Below are 12,500 nucleotides of genomic sequence, written 5' to 3' on the forward strand. Positions count from 1 at the left end.
TCCGGGCATCGGTTTGAAATTCAAGCGATCCCTCCCGACCTCGCCGATAGCCGATACAGCCCAACATCCATTTGTGTTAGCATTCTGCCTCAATGCCTTGTTATCCCTGCATCGAGATTTATGAGCTATCAGGTTCTGGCGCGTAAATGGCGCCCCCATACGTTTGAACAAGTGGTAGGCCAGCATCATGTGCTGACCGCCTTGACCAACGCCCTGGATCAGGGGAGGTTGCATCATGCCTATCTGCTCAGCGGTACCCGAGGGGTCGGCAAGACCACCATAGCCCGCATTCTGGCCAAGAGTCTCAATTGCGAGCAGGGGATCAGCAGTCACCCGTGCGGCGTATGCGATACCTGCCGCGAGATCGATCAGGGCAACTTTGTCGATCTGCTGGAGATTGACGCCGCCTCCCGCACCAAGGTAGAAGATACCCGCGAGCTGCTCGATAACGTGCAGTACCGCCCGGCCCGCGGCCGCTTCAAGGTGTATCTCATCGATGAGGTACACATGTTGTCGCGTCACAGCTTCAACGCCCTGCTCAAAACCCTGGAAGAGCCGCCTCCCTATGTGAAGTTTCTGCTGGCCACCACGGATCCGCAGAAGCTGCCCATTACCATTCTCTCCCGTTGCTTGCAGTTTCATCTCAAGAGTCTGGATCAGACCCAGATTGCCAAGCAGCTGGAGTGGGTGCTGGATCAGGAAGCTCAACCGTTCGAACCGCGTGCCTTGCTGGCCCTGGCCAAGGCGGCCGATGGCAGTATGCGCGATGCCCTGAGTCTGACCGATCAGGCGCTGGCTCATGGCAATGGCAGCGTGCGCCTTGAAAGCGTGCTGGCCATGTTGGGCACCCTGGACCATCGTCACCTGCACCAGTTGCTGGAAGCGGTCCTGCGCCAGGATGCGGCGGCCACCATGGCCAAGATCACTGAAATCGCTACCCTGGGCCCCGATTTTGATCAGCTCCATGCCGAGCTGGAAGGTCTGCTGCACCGCATTGCCATGGCACAGCTGTTGCCTGCCACAGTGCAAGAGCAGGGGGCGGATGCCGAGTCTCTGCTGCAACTTGCCCAGGCCATGAGCCCGGAAGAGGTGCAGCTTTGCTACCAAATCGTGCTGGGGGGACGAAAAGATCTGCCCTGGGCACCGGACGGTCGCACCTCGCTGGAGATGACGTGCTTGCGCATGCTGGCTTTCTCCCCGCGTCGTGAGGCCGTGCATCCTGCCAATCTCACGGTTCTGCCACCCTCCATGGCGGGAGGGATGGGAGCCGCGCCGGCCCAGCTGGGAAAGTCCCGCGGGGCTGACTCCGCCCCGACGCTGGCCACTGCGATTGTGGCTCCCCTTGCTGCCCCCGGATCCGTGTCGGTAGAACATACCGCCACCCAGATGGTGCCCCTTGTTGCGCATGCCGTGCTCGAGACGGATGAGCAGGAGACGGCCAGCGATGCGCTGAGCGCGCCGCTCTTTGTCGAACAGGACGAGTTGCTGCGCGAAGCGCAGCAGATGGGCTACGAGGCACAGCCTGCCATGGATGCGCCGAGCGCCCCGATCAGCACCGTTGTGGTTGCCGATAAGGCGATGCAGCACCTTCCTTCAGACATGGCAGTGGCAGCTGAGCAACCCACCGAGGTGCCGGCTGAGACAGCCGCCGAGTCGGTGGTTGAGCCTGAAGCCGCGCCGTCTGCCGCGTCCAGCATGCAGAGCCTGCTTGGCAAGCGCAATCTGCTGCGCAGCCGATTGCGCAGCGAGCCTGCGACAGCCCAGGCCCCGCGTGTTGCACCCATCAAACCGGTGGCTGTGCCCGAGGGGCGCCCTGTCGCGCAGCCAGCCGTCACGCCATCATCAGCTCCCTGGCAAGGGGCGGCTGTGGCGCCTGTCCATCATTCAGCCCCTGTGACGGCATATGACGAATTGCCGCCGCTGGATGCGTATGATGAGGGGGGCAGCGACTATGAAGAGTATCTGAATCAAGGCTTTGGCGAGTCTGCTGCCAGTACGTCAATGGCGAATGTGGCACAGACGGCGGCTTCGGGAGCCAGTGCAATGCCTGCCTATGATCAGGCTGCCCCGGCTCAGGCGCCCACCAGGGCTCGCCCCAACCCCGATGATCTGCCGCCCTGGGATCTGGACGGTACGCCGGCCGCGAGGGCGCAGGTAGCGCCTGCCGTGTCCAGCGCCGCCCCCGTGATGCCCCAAGCGGTTGTTACCAGCGAGCCAGCGCCCATGGTTGCCTCCGTAATGGAGACCATAGACTGGGATGAGCTGGAGAGCGACAACCAACCCGAGGAGGGGGAAGAGGTCGCCAGACTGATCCCGTCTTCCTTGCTGGTCAATTGCGGCGATCCCTGGGCTGAGTTGATTGCCCGTACTGGCGTCGGTGGCCGGCTGCGCCAGCTTGCGATCAACTCTGTTATGACCCGGCAGGGAGACAAGGTGTTGTTGACCCTGAAACCCGAACAGCGTCATCTGGTCAGCGACAGGGCCCGTGTCGATCTGGCCGAGATCATAGGCCCCGAGCTTGGCCAAGCCGTGCAGGTGGAGGTGACACTGGGGACTGTGCCGGATCAGGAAACCCCCCTTGAGATCGAGCATCGCCTCTATCTGGGGGTGCGCGAGCAGGTGAGCCGGGATCTGGAGCAGGATCCCAATGTGCAATTTCTTAGACAAAGGTTTGGCGCCGTGCTCCACCAGGAGAGCATAGAGCCGCTGAGCAGTTGAATACGATTCGTTAAAACCCATGCCGGGCCCAGTGCCCGGTTGAAAAGGGGTTTGCCTGTCCCCATTTAGGACAGAACAAGCCCACAGCCCGGCGCTGGATGCCGGATTTCAAGACGAGAGACGACATATGTTTGGTAAAGGTGGAATGGGGAACCTGATGAAACAGGCCCAACAGATGCAAGAGCGCATGCAAAAGATGCAAGAGCAGCTTGCCGAGATGGAAGTAGTCGGCGAAGCCGGTGCTGGTATGGTCAAGGTCACCATGGCTGGCAGTCACAGCGTGCGTCGCATCGAGATCGATCAGAGCCTGATGGAAGATGACAAAGAGATGATCGAAGATCTGGTTGCTGCTGCCGTCAACGATGCCGTACGTCGTGTGGAAGAGCAGAGCAAGAGCAAGATGGGCGAGCTGACCGGTGGCATGCAACTGCCCCCAGGCATGAAGCTGCCCTTCTAAGGATGCTGACGTAAATCCAATGCGTCGATAGGGGCGCGGGCTCAGGGCCAGATCGGTCTGATGCTCCTTGCGATGTGGCGCAGAGTGAGTGTTTCATTCGTTCCTCATCTGGCATCGCAAGCCCTATCAAGCGTGACCAGGACGCAGCTGATACAGGGATCTGTGTCAGCTGCGTTTTTTATGGCGCTTTTTCCGATGAAGCGCCCCGGTGCCGGGCTGGTGTAATGGCTGTCCCTAAGCCAAAAGAAGGCGCCCTCGGGCGCCTTCTTGGTTTGTGCACGCGCTTGTGCTTCATCACTAGGGTGTTGCCACCTTGCTTAACTCAGCCAGCCTGCTGCCATGGCAAGCTTGCCGCACAGTGCGGCAAGCACTATGCCAAGCAGGGTGCGCAGCAGCCAGATCACCACCAGCTGGCCCACACTCACCGGGATCCGGGTGGCCAGGATGCAGGGTATGGAAGCGGAGAAAAAGAGAACCGAGCTGACCGATACCACTGCGGTGACATAGCGCACCAGCAGGTCGGCATCTTTGAGCAAAATGGCGGGCAAGAACATCTCTGCCAGCCCGGCTGAAAGTGCCCTGGCAGTTTCCAGCGGTTCGCCCAGTTCCAGCAGCCAGGTGAGCGGCCACAGCAGCCAGCCCAGCAGGTCGAACAGCGGTGTGTGTTGCGCCAGCAACAGACCGAGCAGACCGACCGACAATATGGTGGGCACCACGGCAGCCGCCATCAGCAGGCCATCCTTGAGGTTGTCCTGCAACTGGCGCAGTACGGGTTGCGCCATGCTGGATTGGGTCAACCCGGATGCCAGTGCGGCTTGCCAGCGGTTCTTGCCGGCGGGCAATGGTTCGTCGGTTTCCCCATGATGGGCCATGTTGGAGATGGGGGGCACGCGCGCCAGGATGGCGGTGATGACAAAGGTGATCACCAGGGTGGACCAGAAATAGAAGTTCCAGTGTTCCATCAGGTTGAGGGTCTTGGCGACTATGATCATGAACGCGGCCGATACGGTGGAGAACCCGGTCGCAATGATGACCGCTTCCCGCACAGTGTATTTACCCGCGAGAAAGACCCGGTTGGTGATGAGCAGTCCTACCGAATAGCTGCCGACGAAAGAGGCGACCGCATCAATGGCAGAGTGCCCCGGCGTGCGCCACAGCGGCCGCATCACGGGCTGCATCAGTACGCCTATCAGCTCCAGCAGACCGAAGCCGAGCAAGAAAGTAAGAGCCATGGCACCAATGGGCACGATAAGACCGACCGACATGGCCAGCTTGTCAAACAGGAAGGGCAGACGATCCGGTGTCATCAGCCAGGCCGGTCCCAGATTGGCAACATACATGAGTGCCAGTACCAGGCCGATCAGCTTGAACAGGCTCAGAAGCCGGTCGATGGGACGGGCGCGCCAGCGACCATCCAGCAAGGGTGTGATGGCACCATAGCCAATCAGCAACAGGATCAACCCCACCGCCAGTGGGCGCTGCGCTATCAGAAAACCGGCCAGGTGGTCCACCATGATGGTGCTGCGGCCTGCCAGTTCAAAGGGGATGAAGAAGATGGCGATACCAAACAGGCTGGCTAGCAGCAGCTTGATCCCCGCCGCTGATCGGGTGGGCGCTATCAATACATTTTCCGGTTCCATACACTCTCCTTGTGGTTGATACCTGTCCGATATCCATCTAACGAATTGTATATACAATGCCCGTCTGAGTTCACAAATAAAGCACAAAATTAACCTCCTGGAAACAATCTCAACTTGAGTCTTTTATGAGGGGACCCAGACAACTAACGGCTTGCCCGGCTCTTTGGGATGAGGGTTTTTGGTTCAGGCGCCAGCACGATGGAATAGATAACCTGTGGCTTGTCTGCGTAGACCCGGTATCGCAGCGTCGCGGGGTTGCAGGGGGGCGCGCTTTTATCCGGGCTGGACCCGCTGTCATGGCAAAAGGGATAAAATGTGAGGCCTGTCGGGTAATCAGGATGTCACAGAGACAGGAATCTTTAGACCGACAAAAAAATCCATAGCGACAAAAAGCATAAAAAACATTAACTTGGATTTTAAATTTTCGCTTTCGCTCACCCTTATGTCGTTTCATCATTACTATTTACGGAACAGTTATAAAACCTTTGTTCATTTGACTACTTTTCGCGTTTCTCATTGCAGAGTAAGATGCCTCCTCAATAAAAATAAGAATTAGGAGTTCGGGTGTGAAGGCATTAGTAAAGGAAAGGGTATCGCCCTATATAAGCCAGTTATATGAGTGCGGTATTAATGATTCTGACATTAAGTTGGTGGTGGATCAGTTCCGCACCGATGTGTCGGGGAGTTCCTCGCTATTTTTGTTACGGGATGATGACAAAAGCGACGGGATAAAACTCTTCTCAAGCGGCCTGACCGAGGCTCAGCAGCAGTTCTATGTGCAACACCATCGCCAGGATGTGTGGTTCAATCATTATCTGGACAAGGGCTGCCAGGGCATAGTCAATGCCACCACCCTGTCCAATTCGGCAGGATTGCTGGCCAGCTTCGGCGCCCAGTTTGCGGCGGGTGGCGTCTGCCGGGTGAAGGGGCGGGGCCTTAGCAGCCTGTGTACCTATCGTGGTGCCAGCCAGGATGATTTCAGCGCTCAGGATATCTCCTCACTGGGAGAGGTTTATTCCGGCCTGGCTGCCTGGAGCCACCATTATTGGAATCTGCTGGCCCTGGAGACCCAGAACTACCAGCTGCAGCAGCTGGTTAAAAATCATAATAAGCCCAGCGCCATCGTCGATGACAAAGGCCATATCCATTATTCCAATGTGGCCTTCAACCGTATCTCAGATGAAAATGTGGAGCTGCGGGCCATCAATGGTATCTTCTCGCTGCAAAATAAGGAGCAGCAACGCCAGTTCAAAGAGATATTGAATGGCTTTGCTTACCTGTTGCCGGGAGCGAGCGCTTATATGTCCATTCCCCGTCAGGCCAATTTAAGGCCCTTGCTGATCCAGTGCACCCTGATGAGCGGCCTCAGCCGGTTTGAGCGTTATGTGGAAGTGGTGCTGCGGGATCCCGAACACTCATTCAATCCTGATATCGAGGCACTTGCGAGCCTTTACCCCCTCACCATCGGCGAGAAAGAGTTGTTGGTGCTGATGAGCAAGGGTTATAGCAGCAACGACATCGCCGAGCTGCGCGGTGTCAAGGTGGAAACAGTCCGCTCGACCCTCAAAGGGGTCTTCAAGAAGACCGACTGCCACAGCCAGAACGAGTTGCTGTTGCTGCTGCAATCCATCTCCTGATATTGGGCGAGCTATGCTTGGTGTGGGTCGGACATAGTGTCTGACTTGCGCCTCCCGCCCGGGAGGCTGGTTGGGGGAAGCACAATGGAATCACTAAAAGCAAAGGATTACATGCAGCACCGGCCCATCACGTTCAGCGCTGACATGATGGTGCAATCTGCGGTGGAAAAGTTTCTCAATAGCCGCCAGCTCGGTGGCCCGGTAGTGGATGCACTGGGTCATCTCATTGGTTGGGTGTCCGAGCAGGACTGTATTGCCGTCATGCTCAAAGAGGCCTATCACTGCGAGCAGGTGGCTCAGGTCAAGAATGTGATGCGCAATGAGGTGCTGGCCGTCGGGCCTGATACCAGCATTCTGGAGCTGGCCGAGATGATGATGGGGCAAAAGCCCAAGATCTATCCGGTGGTGGAGGAGGGGCGCCTGCTCGGGGTGATCAGCCGTCACGATGTGATGCAGGCGATCCATGCCCAGCTGGGTACCTGCTTCGTGCACAAGGCCCGGGTCTGATCAGGTTGAGTGGAAGGCGTCATCAGGAGCAGGCCGGGTGCCTGCTCTTTTTATTCAGGCATTCTCTTCATACCGGATCTATTCCGGCTTTCATCGCTACCCCAATCGCTTTAAGGCTTGCACCGCTCCCGCCCGCTCTTTAGGATCTGCCGAAGCTTGTCGATATGGCCCCATGCTGGGCTCTCTATTAAGGAATTTGTACCTTGTCTCTCTCTATCGAGGCGCTGCGCCGCCGTCTATCAGCCTGCATGAATCTTGATGCCCGTCGTCTTTCCAGTCGTCTGAACGGGATCAAGAAGCTGCCCGAGGGCAAGCAGATCACAGTGCTGGAGACCATTGCCGCCGATCTGGACGCAGCGCAGGCGCGTTATCAGTCCCGTCTGGCCGGTGTCCCCAAGGTCACGTATCCGGACAACTTGCCTGTCAGCCAGAAGCAGGCAGAGATCGCCAAGGCGATCAGTGAGCATCAGGTGGTGATCATCGCCGGTGAAACCGGCTCGGGCAAAACGACCCAGATCCCCAAGATCTGCCTGGCGCTGGGGCGCGGGGTGAAGGGCTTCATCGGCCACACCCAGCCGCGCCGTCTGGCTGCCCGTACTGTGGCTGCTCGTATCGCAGAGGAGATGGAGTCAGAACTCGGCCAGTACGTGGGTTACAAGGTGCGCTTTACCGATCAGGTGAGCGAGCAGACCCACATCAAGCTGATGACAGACGGTATCTTGCTGGCGGAGATCCAGAATGACCGTATGTTGACCCAGTACGACACCATCATCATCGATGAGGCCCATGAGCGCAGCCTCAACATCGACTTCATTCTGGGTTATCTCAAGCAGCTGCTGCCAAGGCGCCCCGATCTCAAGGTGATCATCACCTCGGCCACCATAGATCCCCAGCGCTTCTCCCGCCATTTCAACAAGGCGCCGGTGATCGAGGTCTCCGGCCGCACTTATCCCGTCGATGTGCGCTATCGGCCGCTGCTGGAGGGGAGTGACGATCGCGACCAGTTGCAGGGTATCTTCGATGCTGTGCAGGAGCTGGCCGAGGAAGGACTGGGGGACATTCTCATCTTCATGAACGGCGAGCGGGAGATCCGCGATACCGCCGATGCCTTGAACAAACTGGGCCTGCGAGATACCGAAGTGCTGCCGCTCTATGCGCGCCTCTCCAATACAGAGCAGAACCGGGTGTTCCAGCAACACGCCGGGCGGCGCATCGTGCTCGCCACCAACGTGGCGGAAACCTCTCTCACAGTGCCGGGCATCCGTTATGTGATAGACCCGGGCACTGCCCGCATCAGTCGCTACTCCTGGCGTACCAAGGTGCAGCGCCTGCCTATAGAGCCGGTCTCCCAGGCCAGTGCCAACCAGCGCAAAGGGCGTTGTGGCCGGGTGGCGGACGGTATCTGTATTCGCCTCTACTCCGAGGAGGACTTCAACAATCGTCCCGCTTTTACCGATCCCGAGATCCTGCGTACCAACCTGGCCTCCGTCATTTTGCAGATGCTGGCACTCGGCCTTGGCAACATGGAGGCCTTTCCCTTCGTCGAGCCGCCCGAGTCGCGCCACATCAAGGATGGCCTGAGCCTGCTCAAGGAGCTGGAGGCAGTTAGAGAGCTGCCTAGCACCCGGGATCAGGAACCCAAACTGCAGTTGACCGACATAGGTCGTCAGCTGTCGCGCATTCCCCTTGATCCCCGTTTGGCGAAGATGGTGATCTCGGCGGCGCAAACCGGTTGCCTGAGCGAGGTCATGGTGATCACCGCCGGCCTCAGCATCCAGGATCCCCGTGAGCGGCCCATGGAGAAGAAGCAGGCCGCCGACGAGCAGCACAAGCGCTTTGAAGACAAGGATTCTGACTTTCTTGCCTTCGTCAATCTGTGGAATTACCTCAAAGAGCAGCAGGATGCACTGGGCAGCAACCCGTTCCGCCGCATGTGCCAGAAGGAGTTTCTCTCCTACCTGCGAGTGCGCGAGTGGCAGGATATTCACTTCCAGTTGCGCCAGACGGTGAAAGAGCTGGGCTTTAAAGCCAATCATGAACCGGCGGATTTCAAGACGGTGCATTGCGCCTTGCTGACCGGCCTCCTGAGCCATATCGGCAACAAGGATCTGGAGAAGCCCGAGTTTCTCGGTGCCCGCAACGGCCGCTTCCACATTTTCCCGGCCTCGGGTCTGTTCAAGAAGCCGCCCAAGTGGGTGATGGCCGCCGAACTGGTGGAAACCTCCCGCCTCTACGCCCGGGTCAATGCCAAGATTGAGCCGGAGTGGGTGGAACCGCTGGCGGCTCACCTCATCAAGCTGCACCACAGCGATCCCCACTGGTCGAAGAAGAATGGCGCCGTCATGGCCAAGGAGAAAGTGACCCTGTTTGGTCTGACGCTGGTCAATGAGCGCACCATCAACTTCAGTCGCCTCGATCCTGTGCTGTGTCGAGAGCTCTTTATCCGTCGTGCCCTGGTGGAGGGGGATTTCGAGACCCGTCACCGCTTCTTTGGCGACAACCGCAAGCTTTTAGCCGAGGTGGAGGCGCTGGAGCACAAGTCCCGCCGTCGCGACATTCTGGTGGAGGATGAGGACTTGTTCCGCTTCTACGACGCCCGTTTGCCGGAAGAGGTGATATCAAGTCGCCACTTCGACAACTGGTGGAAAGAGGCGCAAAAGCAGGACCCAGAGCTGCTCAACTTCGAGCGGGAGATGCTGATGAAGGGGGATGCGGCCCACATCAGTGATCTCGACTATCCCAACTTCTGGCAGCAGGGGCGACTCAAACTTAAATTGAGCTACCAGTTTGAACCAGGGGATGCGGCCGATGGCGTCACCCTGCATATTCCGCTGCCATTGCTCAATCAGGTGGAGGTAAAGGGGTTCGAGTGGCTGATCCCCGGGCTGCGTCATGAGTTGTTGGTGGCGCTGATAAAATCCATGCCAAAGCCGATGCGCAAGAATTTCGTACCGGCCCCCAACTACGCCGATGCGCTGCTTGCCAGCCTCAACCCCGAGCAGGGACCGCTCCTCGATGAGATGGAGCGTCAACTGCGGCGCATGACGGGGGTGACTGTGCCCCGCGAGGCGTGGGACTGGGCTGCTGTGCCCGATCACCTGAAACTCACCTTCCGGGTGGTGGACGATAGGCACAAGCTTATTGCGGAAGGCAAGGATCTGGAGGCGCTGAAAGAATCCTTGCGTGGGCGTGTGCAGGAGACGCTGTCCCAGGTGGCGGATGACGACATAGAGCAATCAGGCCTGACGCTGTGGAGCTTTGGCGAGTTGCCGCAGGAATACAGCCAGAAGCGCGGCGGCTTCGAGGTGAAGGCTTATCCGGCCTTGGTGGATGAGAAGGACTCTGTCTCCATCCAGCTGGTGGAGAGCGCTGTGGCCCAGCAGCAGCTGATGTGGGCGGGCCAGCGCCGGCTGGTGTTGCTCAATGTGCCATCTCCCATCAAGTACCTGCAGGAGAAGCTGCCCAACAAGGCCAAGTTGGGGCTCTACTTCAACCCCTTTGGCAAGGTGGCCGAGCTTATCGATGACTGTATTGCCTGCGGTTGCGACAAGCTCATTGCACAGCATGGCGGCTTGGCCTGGGATGAGGCCGGTTTTGAGGGGCTCAAAGAGTTTGTCCGAGCCGAGCTCAACGATGCCGTGGTGGAAGTGGCCAGCCAGGTGGAAGCCGTGCTGACGCTTTCTCACGAAATCAAGAAGCGGCTCAAGGGCAAGATGCAGCTCGACACCGCCTTTGCCATGTCGGATATCCAGCTTCAGCTGGGCAACCTCATTCACAAGGGGTTCGTGACCGAGACTGGCTGGCAGCGGCTGCCGGACTTGCTGCGCTACCTGCGTGCCATCGAGCGCCGGATGGAAAAGCTGGCCATCGATCCCAACCGGGATCGGGTTTACATGCTCAAGGTGCAGAGCGTTGAAGCCGAGTACAAGGCTCTCTTGGCCAAGATCCCCAAATCCCAGTTGATCCCGACCGAAGTGGCCAATATCCGCTGGATGATCGAGGAGTTGCGGGTCTCCTTCTTCGCCCAGAATCTGGGGACCCCCTATCCGGTGTCAGATAAACGGGTGCTCAACGCCATCGCCCAGTGCTAATCTGCTGTAGGAGACAGGCAGGTCTTCGTGTCGGTGGCCCTTGCCGCCGACCAGGAAAAGGCTAACGGAGGAGCAAGGATGCTTGGATTCTGGTTAAGCGTGGCAATGGTCAACATCAGTGGCTATCAACCCATAGCCGAGCAAACCTGGGTACAACTGAACCCGGAGTATTACCCGCTACACCGTACTCCGCCGGCCATGTTCGTGGCCTGGCGGGGCAATCAATTTCCCCCCCTTGAGCTCAAGAAAAAAAAGGGCAGCTGGCAGGTGCTGTTTCCGGCCCGGCTGGTGCCCCCCTTTGACCTGTTCGAGGGGGAGGCTCAACTCTCCAAGGCGTATCTGGCCCGGCTCAGGCGTATCGATGAGGCCGCCTACGGGCTTGCACCCCTGCTGCCTGCCTTGGATCAGAGGCAGAGCCAACAGGCTGCGATCCCTGGTCAGGTACCCTTTATGGCGGAATTTTCTTCGCCTGTGATGCCCGGTCAGCCAAGAGCCATCCGTGATGGAGCCGAGCCGCTGCTGGTGAGTCTCAATCTGCGCGCAACCTGGCTGGCGCCGGAGGCCATGCTGGCGAGTGTCGCCCGAGACGGGGCCAAGAGAGAATCGCAACCCGTTGTCACACCGACATCCGTCAACACGACCTTGACGCTGGCGGCTCCCGCTGCCGGTGGTGGCAAGCAGGTCTGTCATAGGGTGGCATCGGGAGAAACCCTGTGGCGCATTGCTGCGACCCTGGCTCAGAACGGCACTGTCACGGGCATAGCGGGGGACACTTACAGCTATCTGCTGGCCATTGTCGATGACAATCGCCCGCTGATGGGCAACGGCATCCGGGTGAAGACGGGGGATACCCTCTACTGCCCTGCGCCGCAGACGCTGGCGCGCTTCGATGCCCTGAGTCCGGCACAGCGGCAACAGCGTTTTGCCCGGCTGGAGCAGGGGCGTTAAGGTATCTTGTCACTGTTCAGGGCCCATGCTAGTATGCGCCCTCGTTTTGCGAGGTGCTGACCGGTCGCAGTCAGCACCATAAATTCATCTATATGAGATAACCACTATGTCTTTCGTATTCCAAGCTGAAGTCCGTTCTGACCTGGGGAAAGGTGCGAGCCGCCGCCTGCGTCACGCTGACCAAGTTCCTGCCATCATCTACGGTGCCGGCAAAGAAGCTCAGTCCATCACTGTTGACCACAAAAAATTCATCATTGCCCAAGAGAAGCCGGAATTCTACGAATCCGTGCTGACCCTGGTCATCAACGGTGAAGAAGTCAACGTTAAAGTGAAGGCCATCCAGCGTCACCCGGTTAAGCCGAAGCTGGTTCACCTGGATTTCGTTCGCGTTTAATAGCGAGCCAATCTGGTTGAAGAAAAAGCCACTCTCAGGAGTGGCTTTTTGCTGTCTGGCGTTTGATGAAGCTTGCAGCAAGCCATGGAAGAGGGCGACCCCGGGGTC

Annotated in this window: 8 protein-coding genes; 7 read left to right on the forward strand and 1 reads right to left on the reverse strand. The window is 58.5% G+C overall.

The genetic code is table 11. The features are described from left to right. Positions 1–120 precede the first annotated feature (120 nt). Both dnaX and AACX78_RS12235 read left to right on the forward strand, forming a co-directional pair. Positions 121–2,718 (forward strand): DNA polymerase III subunit gamma/tau, encoded by a 2,598-nt coding sequence (dnaX, locus tag AACX78_RS12230; protein WP_159166360.1) that lies wholly within the window; start codon positions 121–123, stop codon positions 2,716–2,718. A gap of 127 nt (positions 2,719–2,845) precedes the next feature. After that, positions 2,846–3,175, forward strand: a complete 330-nt coding sequence (locus tag AACX78_RS12235) for a YbaB/EbfC family nucleoid-associated protein (protein ID WP_011898717.1) — start codon at positions 2,846–2,848, stop codon at positions 3,173–3,175. A gap of 317 nt (positions 3,176–3,492) precedes the next feature. On the opposite strand, the gene AACX78_RS12240 is transcribed toward AACX78_RS12235, so the two are convergent. Further along, on the reverse strand, positions 3,493–4,815 hold the full coding sequence (locus AACX78_RS12240; RefSeq protein ID WP_125606729.1) for a YjiH family protein: 1,323 nt from the start codon (positions 4,813–4,815) through the stop codon (positions 3,493–3,495). 566 nt (positions 4,816–5,381) lie between these two features. Here AACX78_RS12240 and AACX78_RS12245 point away from each other — a divergent pair. From AACX78_RS12245 to rplY, 5 genes are all read left to right on the forward strand, one after another. Beyond that, positions 5,382–6,452, forward strand: coding sequence for a helix-turn-helix transcriptional regulator (locus tag AACX78_RS12245; RefSeq protein WP_034523647.1), 1,071 nt, complete (start codon positions 5,382–5,384; stop codon positions 6,450–6,452). An 84-nt stretch (positions 6,453–6,536) separates the two neighbouring features. Next, the gene (locus AACX78_RS12250; protein WP_005311439.1) at positions 6,537–6,959 is read left to right on the forward strand and encodes a CBS domain-containing protein; all 423 of its coding nucleotides are present in this window, start codon (positions 6,537–6,539) and stop codon (positions 6,957–6,959) included. 203 nt (positions 6,960–7,162) lie between these two features. Further along, complete coding sequence (hrpA, locus tag AACX78_RS12255; RefSeq protein ID WP_159166361.1) at positions 7,163–11,050, forward strand: ATP-dependent RNA helicase HrpA; 3,888 nt, start codon at positions 7,163–7,165, stop codon at positions 11,048–11,050. Between the two features lie 78 nt (positions 11,051–11,128). Beyond that, entirely contained in the window at positions 11,129–11,998 is an 870-nt protein-coding gene (locus AACX78_RS12260) for a LysM peptidoglycan-binding domain-containing protein (protein WP_159166362.1), read from the forward strand. A gap of 106 nt (positions 11,999–12,104) precedes the next feature. Further along, positions 12,105–12,392 (forward strand): 50S ribosomal protein L25, encoded by a 288-nt coding sequence (gene rplY, locus AACX78_RS12265; RefSeq protein WP_005311442.1) that lies wholly within the window; start codon positions 12,105–12,107, stop codon positions 12,390–12,392. The last annotated feature ends 108 nt before the right edge of the window (positions 12,393–12,500 follow it).

Origin of the sequence: Aeromonas sp. 9A, assembly GCF_963900955.1 — a bacterium.
GTDB classification, from domain to species: Bacteria; Pseudomonadota; Gammaproteobacteria; order Enterobacterales; family Aeromonadaceae; genus Aeromonas; species Aeromonas salmonicida.